The sequence below is a fragment of the Corynebacterium sp. HMSC062E11 genome (assembly GCF_001811845.1).
Classification (GTDB): Bacteria; Actinomycetota; Actinomycetes; order Mycobacteriales; family Mycobacteriaceae; genus Corynebacterium; species Corynebacterium hesseae.
The window spans coordinates 81,807-102,903 of sequence record NZ_KV806793.1 but is presented as its reverse complement, the minus strand read 5'-3'; the positions used below and the strand labels follow the sequence as shown (position 1 = coordinate 102,903).

Annotated in this window: 21 protein-coding genes and 2 tRNA genes; 17 read left to right on the top strand and 6 right to left on the bottom strand. The window is 60.5% G+C overall.

Features of this window, described 5'->3' with window-relative positions; genetic code table 11:
- The first annotated feature begins 277 nt into the window (after positions 1–277).
- Complete coding sequence (locus HMPREF2822_RS06345; RefSeq protein ID WP_070522481.1) at positions 278–805, top strand: CPBP family intramembrane glutamic endopeptidase; 528 nt, start codon at positions 278–280, stop codon at positions 803–805.
- A gap of 126 nt (positions 806–931) precedes the next feature.
- Here the strand turns inward: HMPREF2822_RS06345 and mgtE are convergent, their stop codons facing one another.
- On the bottom strand, positions 932–2,296 hold the full coding sequence (mgtE, locus tag HMPREF2822_RS06340) for a magnesium transporter (RefSeq protein ID WP_070522478.1): 1,365 nt from the start codon (positions 2,294–2,296) through the stop codon (positions 932–934).
- Between the two features lie 88 nt (positions 2,297–2,384).
- Here mgtE and HMPREF2822_RS06335 point away from each other — a divergent pair, with 88 nt between their 5' ends.
- Complete coding sequence (locus HMPREF2822_RS06335; RefSeq protein ID WP_232755608.1) at positions 2,385–3,287, top strand: DUF2262 domain-containing protein; 903 nt, start codon at positions 2,385–2,387, stop codon at positions 3,285–3,287.
- Here HMPREF2822_RS06335 and crtI read toward each other — a convergent pair.
- Both crtI and HMPREF2822_RS06325 read right to left on the bottom strand, forming a co-directional pair.
- The gene (gene crtI / locus HMPREF2822_RS06330; RefSeq protein WP_070522473.1) at positions 3,284–4,798 is read right to left on the bottom strand and encodes a phytoene desaturase family protein; all 1,515 of its coding nucleotides are present in this window, start codon (positions 4,796–4,798) and stop codon (positions 3,284–3,286) included. The genes HMPREF2822_RS06335 and crtI overlap by 4 nt on opposite strands.
- 2 nt (positions 4,799–4,800) lie before the next feature.
- Entirely contained in the window at positions 4,801–5,649 is an 849-nt protein-coding gene (locus HMPREF2822_RS06325; RefSeq protein WP_070522470.1) for a phytoene/squalene synthase family protein, read from the bottom strand.
- A gap of 93 nt (positions 5,650–5,742) precedes the next feature.
- Here HMPREF2822_RS06325 and HMPREF2822_RS06320 point away from each other — a divergent pair, with 93 nt between their 5' ends.
- The gene (locus HMPREF2822_RS06320) at positions 5,743–6,483 is read left to right on the top strand and encodes an ABC transporter ATP-binding protein (RefSeq protein ID WP_070522468.1); all 741 of its coding nucleotides are present in this window, start codon (positions 5,743–5,745) and stop codon (positions 6,481–6,483) included.
- Positions 6,484–6,486: 3 nt separating this feature from the next.
- The gene (locus HMPREF2822_RS06315) at positions 6,487–9,033 is read left to right on the top strand and encodes an ABC transporter permease (protein WP_070522465.1); all 2,547 of its coding nucleotides are present in this window, start codon (positions 6,487–6,489) and stop codon (positions 9,031–9,033) included.
- A 37-nt stretch (positions 9,034–9,070) separates the two neighbouring features.
- Here HMPREF2822_RS06315 and HMPREF2822_RS06310 read toward each other — a convergent pair whose 3' ends face one another.
- Positions 9,071–9,430: a fluoride efflux transporter FluC gene (locus HMPREF2822_RS06310; RefSeq protein WP_070522464.1), complete on the bottom strand. Its 360-nt coding sequence runs from the start codon at positions 9,428–9,430 to the stop codon at positions 9,071–9,073.
- On the bottom strand, positions 9,427–9,744 hold the full coding sequence (locus HMPREF2822_RS06305) for a fluoride efflux transporter family protein (RefSeq protein WP_070522459.1): 318 nt from the start codon (positions 9,742–9,744) through the stop codon (positions 9,427–9,429). Before HMPREF2822_RS06305 ends, HMPREF2822_RS06310 begins: the two co-directional genes overlap by 4 nt.
- Positions 9,745–9,827: 83 nt before the next feature.
- Here HMPREF2822_RS06305 and pgm point away from each other — a divergent pair, with 83 nt between their 5' ends.
- The 7 genes from pgm to HMPREF2822_RS06270 all read left to right on the top strand — a co-directional run bounded on the left by pgm (position 9,828) and on the right by HMPREF2822_RS06270 (position 14,302).
- Positions 9,828–11,444 (top strand): phosphoglucomutase (alpha-D-glucose-1,6-bisphosphate-dependent), encoded by a 1,617-nt coding sequence (gene pgm / locus HMPREF2822_RS06300; protein WP_070522455.1) that lies wholly within the window; start codon positions 9,828–9,830, stop codon positions 11,442–11,444.
- A gap of 61 nt (positions 11,445–11,505) precedes the next feature.
- Positions 11,506–11,967, top strand: a complete 462-nt coding sequence (locus HMPREF2822_RS06295; RefSeq protein ID WP_070522452.1) for a MauE/DoxX family redox-associated membrane protein — start codon at positions 11,506–11,508, stop codon at positions 11,965–11,967.
- A gap of 17 nt (positions 11,968–11,984) precedes the next feature.
- A complete protein-coding gene (locus HMPREF2822_RS06290; protein WP_070522450.1) occupies positions 11,985–12,452 on the top strand; it encodes a MauE/DoxX family redox-associated membrane protein in 468 nt (155 codons plus the stop codon).
- A 58-nt stretch (positions 12,453–12,510) separates the two neighbouring features.
- On the top strand, positions 12,511–13,263 hold the full coding sequence (locus HMPREF2822_RS06285) for a DsbA family protein (RefSeq protein WP_070522447.1): 753 nt from the start codon (positions 12,511–12,513) through the stop codon (positions 13,261–13,263).
- Between the two features lie 99 nt (positions 13,264–13,362).
- Positions 13,363–13,435: transfer RNA gene (locus HMPREF2822_RS06280), tRNA-Ala, on the top strand.
- Positions 13,436–13,457: 22 nt separating this feature from the next.
- A tRNA-Ala gene (locus tag HMPREF2822_RS06275) sits at positions 13,458–13,530 on the top strand.
- Between the two features lie 49 nt (positions 13,531–13,579).
- Positions 13,580–14,302: a fructosamine kinase family protein gene (locus HMPREF2822_RS06270; protein ID WP_083304481.1), complete on the top strand. Its 723-nt coding sequence runs from the start codon at positions 13,580–13,582 to the stop codon at positions 14,300–14,302.
- Between the two features lie 42 nt (positions 14,303–14,344).
- Here HMPREF2822_RS06270 and nadE read toward each other — a convergent pair whose 3' ends face one another.
- Positions 14,345–15,154 (bottom strand): ammonia-dependent NAD(+) synthetase, encoded by an 810-nt coding sequence (gene nadE / locus HMPREF2822_RS06265; RefSeq protein ID WP_209167934.1) that lies wholly within the window; start codon positions 15,152–15,154, stop codon positions 14,345–14,347.
- A gap of 36 nt (positions 15,155–15,190) precedes the next feature.
- Between nadE and HMPREF2822_RS06260 the strand changes: the two genes are divergently transcribed.
- The 6 genes from HMPREF2822_RS06260 to nrdE all read left to right on the top strand — a co-directional run bounded on the left by HMPREF2822_RS06260 (position 15,191) and on the right by nrdE (position 21,093).
- Complete coding sequence (locus tag HMPREF2822_RS06260) at positions 15,191–16,519, top strand: sugar porter family MFS transporter (RefSeq protein WP_070522440.1); 1,329 nt, start codon at positions 15,191–15,193, stop codon at positions 16,517–16,519.
- A 123-nt stretch (positions 16,520–16,642) separates the two neighbouring features.
- Complete coding sequence (gene ykgO, locus HMPREF2822_RS06255; protein ID WP_003847162.1) at positions 16,643–16,765, top strand: type B 50S ribosomal protein L36; 123 nt, start codon at positions 16,643–16,645, stop codon at positions 16,763–16,765.
- Between the two features lie 149 nt (positions 16,766–16,914).
- Positions 16,915–17,808 (top strand): esterase/lipase family protein, encoded by an 894-nt coding sequence (locus HMPREF2822_RS06250; protein ID WP_070522437.1) that lies wholly within the window; start codon positions 16,915–16,917, stop codon positions 17,806–17,808.
- A 385-nt stretch (positions 17,809–18,193) separates the two neighbouring features.
- The gene (nrdH, locus tag HMPREF2822_RS06245) at positions 18,194–18,433 is read left to right on the top strand and encodes a glutaredoxin-like protein NrdH (RefSeq protein WP_070522434.1); all 240 of its coding nucleotides are present in this window, start codon (positions 18,194–18,196) and stop codon (positions 18,431–18,433) included.
- Between the two features lie 9 nt (positions 18,434–18,442).
- Positions 18,443–18,868, top strand: a complete 426-nt coding sequence (nrdI, locus tag HMPREF2822_RS06240; protein ID WP_070522431.1) for a class Ib ribonucleoside-diphosphate reductase assembly flavoprotein NrdI — start codon at positions 18,443–18,445, stop codon at positions 18,866–18,868.
- Positions 18,869–18,930: 62 nt separating this feature from the next.
- Complete coding sequence (gene nrdE / locus HMPREF2822_RS06235) at positions 18,931–21,093, top strand: class 1b ribonucleoside-diphosphate reductase subunit alpha (RefSeq protein WP_070522502.1); 2,163 nt, start codon at positions 18,931–18,933, stop codon at positions 21,091–21,093.
- Positions 21,094–21,097 lie beyond the last annotated feature (4 nt).

The window sequence follows — 21,097 nt, the reverse complement described above, 5'->3', positions numbered from 1 at the left end:
ACCTCACCAACACATCCTGTCGTTTAGGCCTTTACTGACAGATTCATTAGGCCCCGCCTCGGCAATTGGGCCTAATCATGTTCACCTGAAAGCGCTGATAAACAAGGCTCATACCCACCCGGGTAGCTGCCTAGTTCCTAACTACTGCGAAAGGGCCACGGAAGTATGATCTACCCCACCAATGCTCGGGCGTCTCGTCCTCATACAGAATTGTAAACTGGGCATCGAGCTTTCTGGCTTAGGAGCTAACCTGGTCCGCGGTTAGGGTACGGAGACGATGTTTGAATTCCTTTTATTTCTCGTTCCCTCAGTGCTCTATATCCTTTTTCAGCGCAAGAGAATTGGGGTTTCTCAAGCTCGGACAAATGTGGGTTGGCAATGGGGAAATTGGCAATCAGTAGTATTAAGCATCATCTTTTTCCCCGTGTTGCTTGGAATAGGATACGCCGGTATCCGTGTGGTGTCGTCGGCTAGTCTGGCCATACCGGGGGTGGTTCTTTCTCAAGGGGTAAGCCTTGCTGTCATTTTCAGGGCTATAGGCGAGGAAGTGTTTTTCCGAGGATTTGTTGGCGGCTTACTTCTTCGATCCTGGGGGTTCTGGGGTGGTAACACGCTCCAAGCGGGAGTTTTTCTTCTGCCTCATTTGATGTTGTTGAGCTTCGATGCGCAGTTGTGGCCCATACTTCCGGTTCAGTTTCTCTGCGGGTGGATCCTGGGAGTGGTGCGATACCGCTCGGGAAGCGTCATTGAATGCGCGATATTGCACGCTGCTATTAACCTTGCAATTGGACTGCTTGCGGGATAAGCGAAGGATTGTGCGCGGGCGCTCAGGGCGGTTAGTGGCTGTCAATTCGCACCAAAGATTGGGGCGCGGGCTTATTCGTCATGTAGCAGGCGTTGTACGGCCTGGCGGACACTCTTCTGTATCCAGTTAGATTCCCAAGACAGACTTCGCAATGAAGAAGTAGACGATCAAGCCCGTTGCATCACAGAAGGTGGAGATGAATGGGTTAGAGAAGACCGCAGGGTCCGCGCCAACAGTTTTAGCCACAATGGGCATGAGTCCGCCTACCGTCGCGGACATCGAACAAATGAGAAACAGGGTGGAGCCGATGACGAGGCCGATATCTAGGCCATAGATGACCGTCGCCAAGACAAGCCCGGCCAGCCCCAGCACAGCGCCCAGCAACATTCCGACGCGCAGCTCGCGCCACATGACTGCCAAGAGGTCGCGCGTGCGGACGTCGCCAAGCGCGAGCGCACGGGTCACAGTAGTAGCTGCCTGGTTTCCTGTATTGCCGCCCGTGCCGGTGAGCAGAGGGATGAACAGAGACAATACAACTGCCTTGGCCAATGTGTCTTCGAAGGAATCGAGAACCCGCACAGTCAACAGCGCTGACACAGCGAGCACGAGCAGCCAGAGAATGCGGGAGCGGACGAGCTTGAGAAGGGGCGTCGACAAGTACGGCTGCTGGAGAGCTTCCGTACCGCCGGAACGAGCCGAGTCCTCGCTGTCCGCCTCTTCCATAATGTCGGTTGCATCATCCCAGGTAAGAAGGCCAACGAGGCGGTGTGAATCATCCACAATCGGTAGCGCCAGCATGTCGAGGGGCAAGAACCAGCGGACGGTCTCTTCGGCGTCGGCAGTCGCGTATGCATACACCGGCTCGTTCATGATGTCCTCAATGAGAATGCCGCGTTCAGCCGTGAAGAGCTCGCGCAGGCTGACGACGCCCACCAGACGCCGGTCCTTACGCGTCACAGGAACGGTATAGATGGTTTCCAGCTCATCGGCGTTGTCGCGGAGGGTGCGCAGGGCATCTTCCATGCTCATTTCCGGGTGGATATTGGGGACCTCCGGCGACATACGCCGGCCGACGGATCCCTTCGTGTACCCGAGAATCACTCCGGTCACATCGCGCTGAGTCTGAGTCAGCGAACGGAGGAGCCGATCCGCAATTTCCGCAGGAAGCTCGTCCAACAGCGCCACGCGGTCTTCGGGATCCAGCTCGTCGAAGAATTCGTAGACATCGGCGTTGCCCAACTCGTCAATGATGTCCGCTTGGTGTTTGGCATCAAGTGCATCGAAGACCGCGATGGATTTTTGACGCGGCAGCAGCCTTAACGCCAATGCGGCGCGGAGAGCATTCTGGCGCTCCACAATCGCGATGAGCTCTTGACGTGGAACGCGAGCTAAGAGCTCTTGGAGCCGAGGAGCCTTTTGGGGGTCGATGGCGTCTTCTTGCTTGAGCCACTCCTCAACAATTTCGGCGGCCTGCTCAATCGTTTCTGCCATCGGCCTTTCGCCCTTCTACTCGACGTCAACCTCCTCAGACTACGCCATGGAGCGCTGCGTAGCCTTTTCACGTATGTACTATTGCGGCATGCTTTCCCTCTACCGTGAATTCTCGGACAATGACGTCGTCAGCTCTATCCTGCGCTGCGAGGAGGCAGAGTTTCTCTTCGTTGTGGCAGATGTGCCGAAGAAGTGGGTGAGCGATGATCCCTACGCTGAGGACAAGACGCATATTCAGCTCATGAACATGCCTGGAGTCGCCCTAAAGATTTTGCCTGAGGGCGAGCTGATTACTGGTGACGTCGACGTGCGCTATCCGCAGCTCTTCCAGACAGTCGCAGGAAAGACGCTGTGGGATCCGCGCGAAGTTGCAGAGCTTGAGCCTTTCACGGTGATTCATGCTCGGGGCAGCCACCACTTCCACGAGAGGAACAAAGAACACTACGTCGATATCTGGGAGATCCTCCCAGATGCGGAAGACGAGGCAATGGAGCAGCTCCTCGCTCGGATTGCCGTTCCGGTAGAGCTCGATTCCAAGTTCGGTCCGTTGGTGCTCGATCGCAGTACGAACACGTTCGACGGTAGGGCAGAAGAGCTCGGAGTTGATTTCAGCATCTGGTACGAAGGGGAGGAGCTTCTCCTCGCGGAGAGCGCGAACCTGAGGCGAAAATTCAAGGCACCCCTCACCGTTATCAATAAGGTCCTCAGTGCTGAGTTCATCGATGAGGCCCGGCGCTTTGCCGCCAAAAAAGCTCTTCGAGCTGCGAACCGCTGGCGCCATGACGTCGCCCTGTCCGAGGGCGCAAACGTCCCGGCACCTGAGCTCACGGCCGGCGACGTATACGCCAAACTCACGCCCGTTGCCGTTGAAGTCCCCCAACGAGGACACCTCAGCGTGGAATTCGATGATGGCTATCTTTTTGGTGGGCACGCCGTGACGGTGAAGACTAAACGCAGCGGTGCACCCGCAGCCCTTGAGCTCGACGCTTAGTGCTGTTCGCGCATCCGCGTGATGACATTGTGCGCGGAAATGAGGCACATCGGTACACCAACACCCGGTACCGTCGTACCGCCCGCGTAGTACAGGTTCTTGAGTTTTCGCGAGGCATTGCGCCCGCGGAAGAAGGCGGATTGCCGCAACGTATGCGCGGGGCCCACCGCGCCACCAGCCCAGGAGTTGTAGCGCCGCGCAAAATCAGAGGGGCCGACCGTCCGGCGCACCACGATGCGCTCAGCAAAGTCGGGAATGCCAAGCCACGTGCCGAGTTGGTGAATCGCGGCATCGGCAATTGCGCCAACGCGGGGCGATTCTTCTTCGCCATAGGCGTTACCCGCGCCGAAGTTTTCCTCCGCCGGCACGGGGACCAGCACAAAGAGATTCTCGCAGCCCTCCGGCGCCACGGCAGGATCCGTCGCGGAGGTCTTCGACACGTAGATGGACTCCGACGCCCCCAGCGGGCGCGAAGCCTCCGGAGCGTGATACACCGCCCGGAAATCGGGCTCCCAATCCTTGCTGAAAAGAAGGGTGTGGTGGGCCAGCTCCGGCAGCGCGCCCCGCACGCCGAGGAAGACCAACACCGTGCCGAGGCCCGGGTCGCGTCGCGCGAAATAGCTCTCGGGATAGGTCCGCGCCGACTGAGGCAGCAGAGAAGTCTCAGTATGGCGCAGGTCCGCCGCGGAAACGACGGCCTCGGCGGAGATGAAGCGGCCGTCGTCCAGCCGCACGCCAGTCGCACGACCTTCCGCGCACTCAATCGCCGTCACCGCCGTATCCATGAGGAAGGTTGCGCCTTGTGCCTGGCGCGCAATCGCCGCGACCACCGCGGCGAAACCACCTTGCGGGTAGCACACGCCTTCGACTAAATCGGTGTGGCTCATCAAGGAATACAGCGCCGGTGCAGCTGTTGGCTCCGTGGACAAAAACACCGCCGGGTAGGTCAGCACCTGGCGCAGGCGGTAGTCCTGAAACTGTGCTGCCACCAGCCGGTCCAAGGACCGAGTGAGAAGTAGCGCCAGCGAACCCAGCCGCGTGAGCACGTCCCGGGTTAAAAGCTGCGTGGGGTGGGAAAACGTGGTGTACAAAAAGCTGCTTAGCGCCACGGCATAGATATCAGAGGAACGCGCTAAGTAGGCGCGCACGCGCTCGCCTGCGCCCGGCTCGATGGACTCAAAAAGCCGAACAACGTTGTCCACGCCGCTGTGAATGTCGAGGAAGGCGCCGTCGTCGTTGTAGACGCGATAGGCGGGGGAGAGGTCAACCAAGTCCAGCTCGCGCGCGGTGCTCGTCCCGCAGGCACGGAAAAACTCGTCGAAGGCTTCCGGCATGAGGTACCAGGACGGGCCCGTATCGAAGCGGAAACCGTCGACCTCCAGTTCGCCTGCGCGCCCGCCGACGCTGTGCTGCTTCTCGACGACCACCACGTCCCAACCCTCACGCAGCAACAGCGCCGCGCTGGCCAGGCCAGCGATGCCCGCGCCGATGACGACAACACGCTTGCCCATAGCTACTTCACCGCCGATGCCGCTGCCCGGCTCACCAAGAATGCCTTGCGCGCCGGCGAGACGGAGACTCGTGTCGTGAGAATATCGGCGGCGGGGGTGGCCGCGAGCTGGTCGGTGAGCTCGGTAAACAGGGCCGTCGCAGCCGCCACGCCCACCCGCGAACCACGCGGCAACTTCTCCATCGCGCCGCGCGCTACAGCCAGGTCGCGCCGAATATCAGCGATGATTGCCGTTTTCCGCTCCTCATCCAAGCTGGCCGGGTCCGGCAGGCCCGGGAAATAGGAGCGGCCCAGCTCTGCGGAATCCTCGCGCAAATCGCGCAAGAAATTGATCTTCTGAAAGGCCGCGCCCAGGCGCCGCGCGCCTTCCTCGATGCCGGACGGGCGGGGCCCGCCGGCGTAGAAGGCGTCCAGGCACAAGAGCCCAATGACCTCCGCGGAGCCGCAGACGTAATCCTCGAAGGAGTCGTGGGTGTGCGTGTGGTGCGTAAGATCGCAACGCATGGAGGAAAAGAACTGTGCAACGTGCTCATCGCTGAACCCGCAACGCCGCGCGGAAAGCGCAAAGGCATGCACGATCGGATCAGCGTGAAAACGCTGGGACGGGGCGGCGCGGACGGTGGCCTCGTAGGCGTCGAGAAGCACGGCGGCGTCCTGGGGATCGAGCCCGGCGTCGACGATTTCATCGGCGGTGCGCACCATGGCGTATAAATTGCGGATGTCCACCCGGACCCTGGGGGAAAGAAGCCGCGTGGCCAGGGAAAAACTGGTGGAGTAGTGGCGCATGATTTGAGCCGCGGCGGCTTCGGCACAGCGGTCGTAATGTTCCAGAGCGGAAAGAGATGCGCGCATGGAGCATATTTTAGACCACACGCGTCACATAACTTACCCAGGGCAGGATAGGGTAGGGACGTTACTTTCCCCATCTATAAGGAGAACACGTCCATGACAACCCCAACGATGACTGCTGCGGCTCGTGCCGTCGACCTGTTCAAACAATACGGTCAGGAAGATACCGCAGTTACCGCGTTGGACCACGTCGACGTTGAGTTCGCGCGCAACACTTTTACCGCCATCATGGGCCCTTCGGGCTCCGGCAAGTCCACGCTCATGCACACCATGGCGGGGCTCGATTCGGCGACGTCCGGCTCGGCCTTCATCGGTGACACCGATATGTCGCAGCTCAGCGACAAGGATATTACGGCCCTGCGCCGCGACCGCCTGGGCTTCATTTTTCAGTCCTTCAACCTGGTGCCCACACTGACCGCGGCAGAAAACATCACGCTGCCCACCGATATCGCTGGCAACAAGGTGGATAAAGAGTGGTTCGATGAGGTCACTTCCCGCCTAGGCTTGTCCGAGCGCTTGAATCACCGCCCAGCAGAGCTCTCCGGCGGCCAGCAGCAGCGCGTGGCCTGCGCGCGCGCCCTGGTTTCGCGCCCCGAGATCATCTTCGGCGATGAGCCGACCGGCAACCTGGACTCGAACTCCTCCGCCGAGGTGCTCGACATTTTGCGCACTGCCGTGGACAAGGATGGCCAGACCGTTGTTATCGTCACGCACGATGCGAAGGCCGCATCCTACGCAGACCGCGTGGTCTTCCTTGCCGATGGCCGGCTGGTCAACGAGCTGAACAACCCGACCATGGAGTCCATCCACGCCGTGATGGCAGAAATCGAGGGCTAGAGCATGGCCACAAAGAACACCATGCGCACGGTGTCCGTGCGCAATATTCTCGCGCACAAGCTGCGCCTTGCCCTGACCCTGCTGGCGGTGGTGCTCGGCACCGCCTTCATCTCGGGGTCCTTCATGTTCACCAAATCTTTGTCGAACACCTTCGACTCCGCGGTGTCTACCGCATTTACCGGTGTGGATGCGGCCGTGAGCCAGAAGGAAGGCGGCCCAATCCTCGACCAGAAGATGCGCGATGACATCGCCGCCGACCCCGACGTGCGCGCGGTCAACATGCAAAGCAGCCAGACCGTCGTCGTTGCCAACAAGGATGCCGAGGCCTTTCAAACCGGCGGCGGCACCTCCAGCGTGCAGCCCTACTACCCGGAGGACCAATCCGTCGGTGAGCCCGCCACGCTTGTCGACGGCTCCGCGCCCCACGGGACCGGCGAGGTTCTCATCAACGACTCGGCTGCGGAAGAGTTCGATATCAAGATCGGCGACAGCCTCCTCGTGGTCCACCCGGACCAGCGTGATGAGGTTAAGGTCGTGGGCGTCGTCAAGCCTGTGGTGGACCAAGGCCCCAGCCTGACGCTGCTCATGGACCACGAGGCCTTCGTCGAGCGATACGGCAATTCCGAACAGCTGAAGGTCGCCGCGGCCGAGGGAGTGAGCGCCGATGCGCTCGTGGATCACCTCAACGAGACCTTCGAGGTTAAGGCGGAATCTGGCCAGAAGCTGGCCGATGAGATTTCGGATCAGATTTCCTCTGCCCTGAAATTCGTCAACTACTTCCTCATCGCCTTCGGCCTCATCGCGCTGCTGGTGGGCACGTTCATCATCGCGAACACGTTCTCCATGATCGTGGCTCAGCGCACCAAGGAGTTCGCGCTGCTGCGCGCACTCGGTGCATCCCGCGGCCAGATTACGCGCTCGGTGGTGACGGAGGCCTTCATCGTGGGCCTCGTGGGCTCTGCCGTGGGCGTGGCAGCGGGCATGGGCCTGGTGGCGATCATTAAGGCCGTCTTCGAAGCCAAGGGCATGCCCATGGGCGGCGGCCTGGGCCTGAGCTTGAGCGCTGTGCTTGTGCCGTTGATTCTGGGCGCATTGGTCACCATCGTTTCCGCGTGGGCACCGGCGCGCCGGGCAGGCGCGGTCAAGCCCGTGGAAGCCATGCGCACCACCGAGTCCGCGGCGGGCGCTTCGCTGCTGGTGCGCAGCGTGCTGGGCGGGCTGCTGCTCGTCGTCGGCATTATTTTTGCGCTCGTGGGCGTGCTTGTCGACGCCTCCACGGGCATCCGCGCCACACTCGTGGGCCTCGGCTCGCTCAACCTCATCCTCGGCTTCTTCCTTGCGGGACCGGCCATCTCCTTGCCTATCGTTCCGGCGATCGGCCGCGTGGTTGGCGCGCCCTTTGGCGCGGTCGGCAAGCTGGCATCGACGAACTCGGCGCGCAATCCGCGCCGTACCGCGGCGACTGCGTTCGCTCTCATGCTGGGCGTGGCGCTGGTGACATCGATCGGCATGTTGGGTGCGACGATGAAAACCTCGGTGGCCGACGCCGTCGAGCAGGACGCCCGCGCGGACTTCTTGTTGTCCGGGCCGACGTCTGGAAACTTCCCGACGCCGAACGAGACGGTGCAGCGCGCCCGCGATACCGAGGGCGTCGGACAGCTCGTGGCGATGAGCACAGCACCCCTGCAGGTGGATGGTCAGGCTTCGATGAATTATGGCCCGGAAATGATGATCAGCCAGATCATCGATGGCAACGCCGATGACATGCTCAACCTGACCTTGGTAGATGGTGCCCTGAATACGGGTGAGGAACCGGGCTTCATCGCCGACTCTGCCCTGGCTGAGAAGCAAGGTTGGGAGGTCGGCCAGAGCTATGAGCTGGCGGGGCCCGATCCCTCGCGTACCGCGCAGGTAAAACTCCTCGGCACCTATGAACCTTTCCAGATGCTTCCGGGCCTGGCCGTATCCCAATCCGCGGCAGAAGAGGTCATCGACCCCAGCAGCCTCGACGTCACGGTGGTTTCCGTGAACGCGGAAGAAGGCTATGACAAGGAGAAGCTGCGCGCCAACCTGGAGAAGTCCGTCAGGGACCTCGTTGTGGTACAGGTGCGCACCAGCGAGGAATACGCCGGCGAGGCCGCCGGAATGATTGACCAGATGCTCACGATTCTCTACGCGCTGCTGGCTTTGGCTGTGGTCATCGCTGTCCTGGGCATTGTCAATACCCTCACCCTCGGCGTGATCGAACGCCGTCAAGAGATCGGTATGCTGCGCGCGGTGGGTACTCAACGCCGCCAGATTCGCACAATGATCACGGTGGAATCGGTACAGATCGCCCTCTTCGGCGCGCTCATGGGCATCCTCATGGGATTGGGGATGGGGTGGTCCTTCATCTCCGTGCTTTCCGACGAAGGCCTCGATTCCGCGACGGTGCCGTGGATGATGCTCGCGGTCATGTTCGTGGGCTCGGGAATCGTCGGTGTGCTGGCGGCCCTGTGGCCGGCGCAGCGCGCGGCGAAGACCCCGCCGTTGGACGCTATCGCCGACTAACACAGCCTGTGGCTGCACAAGGGGCGTGGGAGGCGGGTTAGGCCAGCAGCGAGCCGACCCACGCCCCGCGCCAGGCCACGATGATTCCTAGGCCGATGGTCCAGAAGAGATAACGTGCCAAGCGCCACCAACGCTTGGCCTTTATCATTTCACCGAGTTCCTTGGCCATCGTGGACCACGTGGATAGCCCGCCGGCGAGTCCGGCCGCCAGCAGGGGTAGGAAATACTCGGGGGCGTGTGCATGCGTGGCATAGCCATAGGCCACACCGGCCACCGCCGCGCCGACGAGGTTGGCGGCAAAGGTACACGTGGGGGAGGGGAGCACACGGGTGAGCAAGTAGCGCCCGCAGCCGCCAACAAAGCCGCCGGCGAGGACCGCCAAGATGGAGAGGATCATGCGCGGCCCCGATCCTGGAGACGGTCACCCATGAGATAAGCGGCAGTACAACCGGCGACTGTCGCAACGACGTACGCCCCCGCCTGCGCTGGGCCGAAGCCGGAGGTGAGGAAGGCGAAAGCGGCAAAGCTAGTGAAGCCGCCTAAGAAACCCGTGCCCCAGAACGCTGGTGGCTTGGCATAGCCCATGACAGCACTGCCAAGAACGTTGATGAGTAGCAGCGGCAGCGCGCCACCCCCGAGAAGTGAAGTAAGGCCGAAACGAGTCAGCGCCCCGAGCGCGGTCCCGCAGCCCACAAGAAGGATCTGTGGCATAGGCACCATCCTAATTGGGATGCGAAACCAGCGTGAAGCAGGCAAGCTTAGGGTGTATCCACGTCTCCAAGGAGGAACCCACCATGGCACACGAGCGCGCCGGCCAGCTAGCCCAGCCTTCCGATCTCATCGATATCGCAGAACTAGTCACCGCGTATTACACCCGCACCCCCGATGCAGATAACCCCGACCAGCAGGTCGCCTTCGGCACCTCAGGGCACCGCGGCTCCGCCTTGGACACCGCCTTCAACGAGGCTCACATCTTGGCGATTACCCAGGCCATCGTGGACTACCGCGCTGAGCAGGGGACCACGGGCGCCATTTTCATCGGCCGCGATACCCACGCTTTGTCCGAGCCCGCCATGGTCTCCGCCCTTGAGGTTCTCCTTGCTAATGGGTTGGAGGTTCGCGTGGATGACCGCGGCCGCTACACCCCGACCCCGGCCGTCTCCCACGCCATCCTGACCAACCCGGGCACCGATGGCATCGTGATCACTCCCTCCCACAATCCGCCGCGCGATGGCGGCTTCAAGTACAACCCGCCGACGGGCGGCCCAGCAGACACGGATGCCACCGACTGGATTGCAGCCAAGGCCAACGACTATCTGCGCGCCGGGTTGGAGGGCGTCAAGCGCGTGGCGGTTGACGGCGTGCTCGATGAGCGCTGCGTGAAGCACAACTACCTCGACTCCTACGTGGCTGACCTAGCCAACGTTGTGGACATGGCGGCCATTAAAGAGGCCGGTGTGCGCATCGGCGCGGACCCGATGGGCGGCGCCTCGGTGGACTACTGGGCGGCCATCGCCGAGCACTACGGGCTCAACATGACGGTGGTGAACCCAGAGGTAGACGGCACCTTCCGCTTCATGACTCTGGATACTGACGGCAAGATCCGCATGGACTGCTCCTCCCCGGACGCCATGGCTTCGTTGGTTCAGAACCGCTCCAAGTACGACTTGGCCACGGGCAACGACGCGGATTCTGATCGCCACGGCATCGTCACCCCGGATGCGGGTCTGATGAATCCGAACCACTACCTAGCGGTGGCCATTGAGTACCTGTTTAGCCACCGTCCCGAGTGGGGTGAGGCCGGGGTGGGCAAGACCTTGGTGTCTTCCTCCATGATCGATCGCGTCGTGGCCAGCCTGGGCCGTGAGCTCGTGGAGGTTCCGGTGGGCTTCAAGTGGTTTGTGCCGGGGCTTGTCGGCGGCACCCTGGGCTTCGGCGGTGAGGAATCTGCTGGTGCTTCCTTCCTGCGCTTCGATGGGACCGTGTGGTCCACCGATAAGGATGGCATCATCATGGATCTCTTGGCTGCCGAGATCTTGGCGGTCACGGGCAAGACCCCGTCTCAACGCTATGCGGAGCTGGCCGAAGAATACGGTGCGCCAGCTTATGCGCGGACCGACGCCCCAGCTACCCGCGAGCAGAAGGCCATCCTGAAGAAGCTTTCCCCGGAGCAGGTGACGGCGACTGAGCTGGCTGGGGAGAAGATCGTGGCCAAACTCACCGAGGCCCCCGGCAACGGCGCAGCGATTGGCGGCCTGAAGGTGGCGACGGAGAACGCGTGGTTCGCTGCCCGCCCTTCCGGCACGGAGGACAAGTACAAGATCTATGCCGAGAGCTTCCGTGGCGAAGAACACCTTAAGCAGGTGCAGGAAGAGGCGCAGGCGTTGGTGTCGCAGGTTCTCGAAGGCTAGGTCTGAAGGCCAGGGCTGAAGTCTGGGTCCGAAGCCAGGTCCGAGACTAGGCTAATGAATTATGACATCCGCAAAATCCATGTCGGCCGCCGATCTGATGAGCGCGCTGGTGCGTTTTGGAATGGCTGCCGTGTGGATTATCGCCGGTATTCAGAAGCTGGACGCCAGGATGGAGATGACCCAGGCCATCGAGGCCTACGGCATCTTCACCCCGGAATGGTCCGGATACTTGGCCTACCTCATCGGACCCTTGGAACTCATGGGTGGGGTGCTGTTGCTGCTGGGGTTGTTCTTGAGGGAGGCGTCGGCAGTCGCGGCGGTGGTCTTAGTCCTCTTCATGGTGGGAATCTCCCAGGCATGGGCGCGTGGGCTGGTGATCGATTGCGGTTGTTTCGGCTATGACCCCGCCGACGTGAGCCAAGGCATGAACTACGCGCTGACGCTGCTGCGTGATGCAACCTTCTTGGTCCTCACCCTTTGGACAATCTGGCGCCCGTATCGCCGTTACGCTCTCCACCCTTAACTTGTTAGGCTGTGCTCGTGATCAAAGACAAAATCAGCGCCGCCCTTGTGCTTGACGTCATTAGTGCATTCGCGCGCTTTTATATGGCCTATGTGTGGATCAAAGCGGGAGCGTCGAAGCTGTCGGATCAGCTCGCGGTATCGCAAAGCATCAAGGCCTATGAGATCTTTACACCAGAGTGGTCTCAGTATTTGTCCTACCTGATTGGCCCGTTGGAAGTGTGCGGCGGCCTGTTGCTGCTGCTGGGGCTGTTCCTGCGCCAATCGGCATGGGTGGGACAGATTGTCCTCGTTCTATTCATGATTGGCATTGCGCAAGCGTGGATGCGAGGGCTCGGGATTGACTGCGGTTGTTTCTCCGTTAGCCCTGATGAAGACGCGCAGGTGATGAACTACATGATGACACTGCTGCGTGATGTCTTCTATTCTGTGTTAATGGTGTGGACAATCAAGCGTCCCTTCACCAAGTTTGCATTGCACCCTTAACAGCGGTGTGTAGGATTTCGGTTCGTTCCATTTACGTCATACAAGACAAGGTTTCTCAATGAGTACAGTTAAAGACCCCACCGCCAATAACAACAGCGGATTCCTGTGGGGCATCGGTGTTCTGCTGGTGATTATTGCCGTCGTGCTCGGCTTTATCTTCTACCAAAACCGTGGTGCCAGCGTTGAGGGCTTGGAAGGCTACACCAAGCAGGACGTCAATATGGAGATGTCCTTTGCTGATAACGCCGTGACCCTCAAGGCTACCGACGCCAAGGATGCGCCGGAGGTCGAGCTGTACGAGGACTACTCTTGCCCTCACTGCTCTGATCTGGCCAAGCAGACCGATGATCAGATGAAGGAAAAGATTGAACAGGGCAAGCTCATCGTTAAGGTGCGCACCCTCAACTTCCTGGATGGCAGCCCGAATGGCATCGAGAGCATCAAGTCCAACGAGGGACACTCCTCCAAGGCCGCGGCTGCGATGGAGCAGGTGGCCAAGTCCGGTGACGTACAGCTCTACTGGAACCTGCGTAAGTACCTCATGGATGAGCAGTCCAAGGTGTACAACAAGTGGGAGATGAAGGACTTCGCGCAGGCCGCTAAGTCCTTGGGCGCGGATAAGGACACCGTCAAAGCCATCGAGGATGCACCGGTGGGCAAGGGCAACGCCCTAGTAACCGCGAACTACGAGAAGCTGGAAGCCGACACCGGCAGCGTGTCCTCGCCGCGCATCATCAAGGACGGCAAGGACATTCCGGAGGATGACAAGACCTCCATCATGGAGTGGGTCGACCTCGTCGCCGCTAAGTAGGGGCGTGCAAATACCGCACCTAAACTCGCGATTTGGTGAGTGAAAACGGAGGCGATATATTGATACGAGTTGCAATCACAAAGGTTGCACCTCGTATAAGGGGCTATGGCGCAGTTGGTAGCGCACCACACTGGCAGTGTGGGGGTCACGGGTTCGAATCCCGTTAGCTCCACTTCATAATTCAATACAGCTCTGGGGCTATGGCGCAGTTGGTAGCGCACCACACTGGCAGTGTGGGGGTCACGGGTTCGAATCCCGTTAGCTCCACTTTCGGCCGTCTCCTTGAATGGGGGCGGCCTTTTCCTATGCTGGGGCCATGGATGTATTCACCAAGACCGTGTCCCGTCCTGATCAAGCTGGCGCCGAGGCTGCTGGGTTGAGATGGCTTGCGCAGGCGCTTGCCGCCGTCGTCGTGGACGTCACCGAAGTCACCTCTACTTCTCTTAGCACGCGGCGGGTGGAGCAGGCGCGGCCGAGCGCTCCTGCTGCCCGCGCCTTTGGCGCTGCGCTGCGCACGGTCCATGAAGCGGGAGCGCCCGCCTTCGGCGCGCCACCGGCGGGCTGGGAGGGCGCGAACTTCATTGGACGCGTGGAGCAACCCTGCGAACCATGCGAATCCTGGGGCGAGTTCTACGCTGAGCAGCGAGTGCTGCCTTTCGTGGATGGACTGCCTCAGGGATTGCAGGGGATTGTCCGACAAGCATGTGAGGCCATAAAAGCCACTGACTGGGACGTGAAACCGGCTCGCATTCACGGTGACCTGTGGGCAGGCAACGTACTGTTTACTGACGCTTCGGCCGTGATGATCGACCCAGCTGCACACGGCGGTCACCCGTGGACGGACCTCGCCATGCTCGAACTGTTTGGCACGCCGTTCTACGAGGAAATCCTCCGCGGGTACGGGGCGCCCAAGGAATACGAGAAGTGGGTGCCCATGCATCAGCTGCACCCGCTGGCGGTGCATTCCTTAACACATGGGCCCGCGTATTACGGCCCGCTCGAACAAGCAGCGGAGGCCACGCTCGACGCGTTGCGTTAGCGCGATTCCATTGCTTAAGAGCGCCCTGCAACCGGCAGAAGATTATTGCGGCCCAGGCGGCATGGTGCGCTTGTGGGCGCCGCGGCGCCACAAGGTCTCGATGCGCGATTGGGCGGCGGCAGGCACGTCCTTGCCCTCGAGGTAGTCATCGATGTGGGAGTAGGTGACGCCGAGCGCTTCTTCGTCAGAGAGTAGGGGGCGGTCATCCTCTAGATCTGCGGTGGGAACCTTCTTCCACGTAGATTCTGGTGCGCCGAGATGCTTCAGAAGCTGAGCACCCTGGCGCTTGTTAAGCCCGGCGAGGGGCAGGACGTCGGCAGCGCCGTCGCCCCACTTGGTAAAGAAGGCGGTGACGTTTTCGGCGGCGTGGTCTGTACCGATGACCAGCGCGCCGACTTCGCCGGCCAGCGCGTACTGCGCGGCCATGCGCAGGCGGGCCTTGAGGTTGCCTCGATTGAAGTCCCCCAGGGAGTCCTGGTGTAGGGCGTTGGCCACGGCGCCGTCGAGAGCCGCGGTGGCCTCGGCGATGTTGACGGTGAGGCAGTGGTCGGGCTCGATAAAGTCTAGGGCGATCTGTGCGTCATCCTCGTCGGCCTGTACGCCGTGGGGAAGGCGCACGGCCCAGAAGTCCGCGCCATCGACGCGGGCCACCGCCAGCTGTGCCAAGCGCCCAGCCAGGGTGGAGTCCTGGCCGCCAGAGATGCCCAGGACAAAGCCCTTCGCGCCGGTTGTGCGTAGGTAGTCCACCAAAAAGGCGACGCGGCGCTCAACCTCTTCTGCCGGATCGATACTGGGTTTTACGCCGAGGGCCCCGATGATGTCGTGCTGGAGGTCTATGGATTCATGTGACATGACGCCAATGGTAGCCGCCTGCGACAATAGGAACCCGTGAACAAAGATACGTACGTCATGATGGTCGCAGGCGTCGCCGCCCTGGGTGGCCTGCTCTTTGGATATGACACCGGAGTGATGTCCGGCGCCCTCCTCTTCGTTGGGCCGGAATTTGGCATGTCCGCCCACGAGGAGGGGCTGGTGACCTCGATGCTTTTGGTTGGCGCGGCAGCCGGCGCGCTGGTCGCTGGGCGTGTGGCGAGCATGATCGGGCGGCGTCGCACTCTCATCGCCGGTGGGCTCATCTTTGTGGCTGGTTCCGTGTGGTGCGCGCTTTCAAGCTCGGCCGCTGAACTCGCTGCCGCCCGCGCATTCCTCGGCGTGGCAGTGGGTGCGGTGTCGATCGTCTCCCCGATGTATATCTCTGAAATCACCCCGGCGGCTGTGCGGGGCCGGATGGTCTCCCTCAATACGCTCATGATCGTCGTGGGGCAGCTGCTGGCGTATGGCGTGAACTCGCTATTGGCTGAAAGCGGCAGCTGGCATTGGATGCTGGGGCTGGCCGCGGTCCCGGGCGCGGCGCTGGCGCTCGGCATGGTCTTCCTGCCCGATACCCCGGCATGGCTCGCGGCACAAGGGCGACCGCGTGAAGCTGCCGCGGTCAGCGCTCGGGTCGGCGCGCAGGGAGCGGAGTTGGAGCTTAGTCCACGTCCGAGCACGGGTGAATGGCGAGCTTTGCGACGCCACCGTTGGATGCGCTGGGCCATCGCGCTTGCCATGCTCATGGGGGTGACTCAGCAGATTACGGGTGTGAACGCCATTGTGTACTTCGCGCCCACGATGATGAACCAGGTGGGTATCTCCACTACTAACTCGGTATATACGTCGATGGTGATCGGTGCGGTATCCGTCGTAGCGTGCCTCGTGGGCATGCGCGTGATTGACCGGCTGGGACGCCGCCGGCTGCTGTTGGCGGGCCTAGGCGGCAACGTGGTCTCACTCGTGGTCCTCGCGGTGGCCTATCACTTCGCCCATGACTCCATTCCGCTGGCCATGCTGTCGTTGGCGTGCATGGCGGCGTTCATTGCCTTTCAGCAGGCGGCAGTCTCCCCGGCCACGTGGTTGCTCATGTCAGAAATCGTGCCGCCAGAGGTCCGCGGCGTGGGCATGGGAATTGCTGGGCTGGCACTGTGGGTGAGTAACTGGGCGGTGGCGCAGTTCTTCTTGCCGGTGGTCGAGTGGCTCGGCGGCTCGCTGGCCTTTGGAATCTTCGCGGTCTTAGGCCTCGTCGCGGTGGGATATACCCGCGCACTCGTTCCGGAAACGGCGGGGGAGAGCCTCGAGGATGTTGCCGAGCAGCTGCGCTCCCGCTACTCCGAAAGCTGAGTGTTTTGGTAATGACGCGCGTGTGGGGTAATATTTTTCCTCGTGTCATTGCTGGGTGTCTTCCCAGCTATGCTTTGAACTAATCAATCGCATCAAGATTGCGCATAACGAAAGGAGCGCCCGATGAAGGTTCGCAAGTCGCTTCGGTCGCTGAAGAAGAAGCCGGGCGCCCAGGTTATTCGCCGCCACGGTAAGGTCTTCGTGATCAACAAGAAGGATCCGCGCTTCAAGGCTCGCCAGGGCTAAGAAACGAGTTTCCTCGTCTCCGCCCTCCCCGCTTTGTGGGGAGGGCGGATTTTTTATGCCCACGTGCCTGGACAGATGCGATTTAATGAATATAATTATCGGGCGGACTTTAGCAGGGGTCCGAAAGATAGTTGAAAGAAAGAAGAATAATGAAGAAGCGTCTCGCGGCGGCGGTGTGTGCTGCTGCAGTTGGGTTCACTGTTCCGGTAGCTCATGCTGTGGACTTTGAGTTTGAAAGCTTGGTGGATCCCTCGCTGGGAATCAATGATCCCTCGTGCGAGCCGAGCGGCGAGGTGCGTGAGCCGGTGGTGCTTCTCCACGGCACGTCGGACAATTCCTCGACGTGGAACGAACTGATCCCGGTCCTGCAGGAGGAAGGGATGTGCGTGTGGGCCTTTGACTACGGCGCGGACGACGTGACGCTGCAGAATGCGAATCCTCGTGCCAAGGCGATTGCGGACTTGGATGAGTCTGCGCGCGAAATTGCAGGGCAGATTGATTACGTGCGCGAGGTGACCGGAAGCGACAAGGTTAATCTGGTGGGTCACTCGCAGGGTGGGCTGCACATCAAGACCTACACGCAGATGTACGGTTCGGCTGAGCACGTTTCCCACGCTGTGGCCATTGGTGGCAACCTCCATGGCACAACCCTTAACGGGATGGGCGAGGTTCTGGCCAAGATGATTGCGGCGATGCCACACTTTGCTCGGTTCTTGGCGAGCTCTGCAGGCATCCAGCAAGTTGTCGGCTCCGAGTTCATGGAGAACCTCAACGCGCTGCCTGATACGGCGCCGGGGCCGCTCTATACCTCGATCTATTCGCCTGCCGACGTCACGGTGACCCCGAACTCTTCCTCCATGCTTACACCTGTCGACGGTGCCGACGTGGTCAACATCGATCTAGGGGAGCTGTGCGGAGCGGAGCCGCTGCATCCGGACCTGCCGCGGGATCCCATGACGATGAGCCAGGTCCTCTTTGGTCTGACCCGCGAGGCGGGGCAAGGGGCTGATTCTGGAACCTGTGTCGAGCCAATGCTTGATTAGATTTCATTGGCAATAAAGGGGCCGGTATCGAGGGCGTGGCCTAGAGCCGTGCCCTTTTGTGGACTTTGTCACAAACTAAGTGAATCTTCGGTAAACGTGCAGGGAATATCAACGGTGTAGTTACCGCCGTGGGGACGGGCGGAGTGATGGGGTGTCAACATGTGGGGTCGGGCCAAGTTGCATCCTGGGAATACCAGGCATGTAACTACTACATGTAGTGCTAGTTGCGGGGTGCGGGCACAAAGTATAGTGTCGTTGATGTTGCTTGAACGGCGGTCCGATATCGCTGTTCAGAGCCTGTAGGCAGAGCCGTTGAACGCTCTGCCAGTATCGAATTCAACAGTCACTCCGCGTGTAGCGCCGAAGGAAGCCAAAGGAACGTCACATGAGCATCACTGTCTACACTAAGCCCGCTTGCGTCCAGTGCAACGCCACCAAGAAGGCTCTCGACCGTGCTGGTCTCGAGTACGAGTTGGTGGATATCTCCCTCGATGATGATGCCCGCGACTACGTCATGGCCCTCGGATACGTCCAAGCGCCGGTCGTGGAAGCGCACGGCGAGCACTGGTCCGGCTTCCGCCCGGATCGCATCAAGGCCCTCACTGCGATGGTGGCGAGCGCCTAGGTTAACGCCATGTTGGTCGTGTATTTCTCTTCCGCTACGGAAAACACCCACCGCTTCGTCGAGAAGCTCGGCCTTCCCAGCGCCCGCATCCCGCTGCGCCTTAATGACGAGCCCCTCACCGTGAATGAACCTTATGTCTTGGTGTGCCCGACATACGGGGGAGGGGCGTCGGTAAGCGGGCAGAACACGCGGCCTGTACCCAAACAAGTCATTCGTTTCCTGAATGATGAACACAACCGCAGCTTCATTCGCGCCGTTGTAGCCGGAGGAAACAGCAACTTCGGCAGTGACTTTGGCAAGGCGGGTGACGTTATCGCCGCCAAGTGTAAGGTTCCTTATGTGTATCGCTTCGAGCTTCTCGGAACCGAGGAAGATGTCACAATTTGCCGTGAAGGCCTCCTGGCCAACGCGGCCGCTTTAGGTTTGGCTGCCTAAAGCCTCATCCGTACTATTTCGTCTCTCCATTTCGCCATAGCAAAGAAAGGCCCGTGAACGTCGTGACCACGCAACTGGGTAAGACCGTCGCCGAACCTGTGAAGCCGGCCGAGCAACTGGATTATCATGCACTTAACGCGCTGCTGAACTTGTATGACGAGAACGGCAAGATTCAGTTCGACAAGGACCGCGAGGCCGCGAACCAATTCTTCCTCCAGCACGTCAACCAGAACACTGTCTACTTCCACGACTTGGAAGAGAAGATGCGCTACCTGGTGGAAAACAAGTACTACGAGCCGGAGCTGATCGAGCAGTACGACTTCGATTTCATCAAGTCCCTGTTCAAGCGCGCCTATGCCTTTAAGTTCCGTTTTAAGACCTTCCTTGGCGCCTACAAGTACTACACGTCGTACACCCTGAAGACCTTCGACGGCCGCCGCTACCTCGAGCGCTTCGAAGACCGTGTGTCCATGACCGCACTCTTCTTGGCGGATGGTGACACGGAGGTGGCTGAACACCTCGTGGATGAAATCATGACCGGTCGCTTCCAGCCGGCTACCCCGACCTTCCTTAACGCCGGCAAGGCTCAGCGTGGCGAGCTGGTGTCCTGCTTCCTGTTGCGCATCGAGGACAACATGGAGTCGATTGGGCGCTCTATTAACTCCGCTCTGCAGCTGTCCAAGCGCGGCGGCGGCGTGGCCCTGTTGCTGTCCAACATCCGTGAATCCGGTGCGCCCATCAAGCATATTGAGAACCAGTCTTCCGGCGTCATCCCCGTGATGAAGCTGTTGGAGGATTCCTTCTCCTATGCCAACCAGCTGGGCGCTCGCCAGGGCGCTGGTGCGGTGTACCTCAACGCGCACCACCCGGACATTATGAGCTTCCTTGACACCAAGCGTGAGAATGCGGACGAGAAGATCCGTATCAAGACCCTTTCGCTTGGCATCGTGATCCCCGACATCACCTTCGAGCTGGCAAAGCGTAACGATGACATGTACCTGTTCAGCCCGTACGATGTCGAGCGCGTCTACGGCAAGGCCTTCGGCGATATTTCCATCACCGAGCACTACGAAGAGATGGTCGAGGATCCGCGTATCCGCAAGAAGAAGATCAACGCTCGCCACTTCTTCCAGACCGTCGCGGAGCTGCAGTTCGAGTCCGGTTACCCCTACATCATGTTCGAGGACACCGTGAACCGCGCCAACCCGGTCAAGACTGGGCGCATCAACATGTCGAACCTGTGCTCCGAGATTCTGCAGGTGAACGCCCCGTCAGAGCTCAACGACGACCTCACCTACAAGACCCTGGGTAGCGATATTTCCTGCAACCTTGGCTCCCTCAATATCGCGGCTACCATGGATTCCCCGGACTTCGCCTTGACAGTGGAAACCGCTATCCGTGGCTTGACGGCTGTGTCGGACAAGACCTCTATCGACTCCGTTCCCTCCGTGCGCAAGGGCAACGATGATTCCCACGCGATTGGCCTGGGGCAGATGAACCTGCACGGTTACCTTGGCCGCGAGCACATTGAGTACGGCTCCGATGAAGGCTTGGACTTCACCAACGCTTACTTCGCCGCCATCATGTACGCCGCGTTGCGTGCGTCCAACAAGCTGGCCCGCGAGCGTGGCGAGTACTTCACCGAGTTCCCCGAGTCTGACTATGCCAGCGGTGAGTTCTTCGACCGTTATGATCCGGCTGACTTTGCTCCGCGCACGGAAAAGGTCAAGGAGCTCTTCGCTAAGTCCTCGATTCACACCCCGTCGGCGGAGGAGTGGGCTGCGCTGAAGGCGGACGTCGCCAAGCACGGCATCTACAACCGCAACCTGCAGGCAGTGCCGCCGACCGGATCGATTTCGTACATCAACAACTCGACGTCCTCGATTCACCCGATCGCCTCCAAGATTGAAATCCGCAAGGAAGGCAAGATTGGCCGCGTCTACTATCCGGCGCCGCACATGGACAACGACAACCTGGAGTACTTCAAGGACTCCTATGAGATCGGCTACGAGAAGATCATCGACACCTACGCCGAGGCCACGAAGTACGTTGACCAAGGTCTGTCGCTGACGCTGTTCTTCAAGGACACCGCCACTACCCGCGATATCAACCGCGCCCAGATCTACGCATGGCGAAAGGGTATTAAGACCCTCTACTACATCCGCCTGCGCCAGATGGCTCTGGAGGGAACCGAGGTTGAGGGCTGCGTTTCCTGCATGCTCTAGTTCT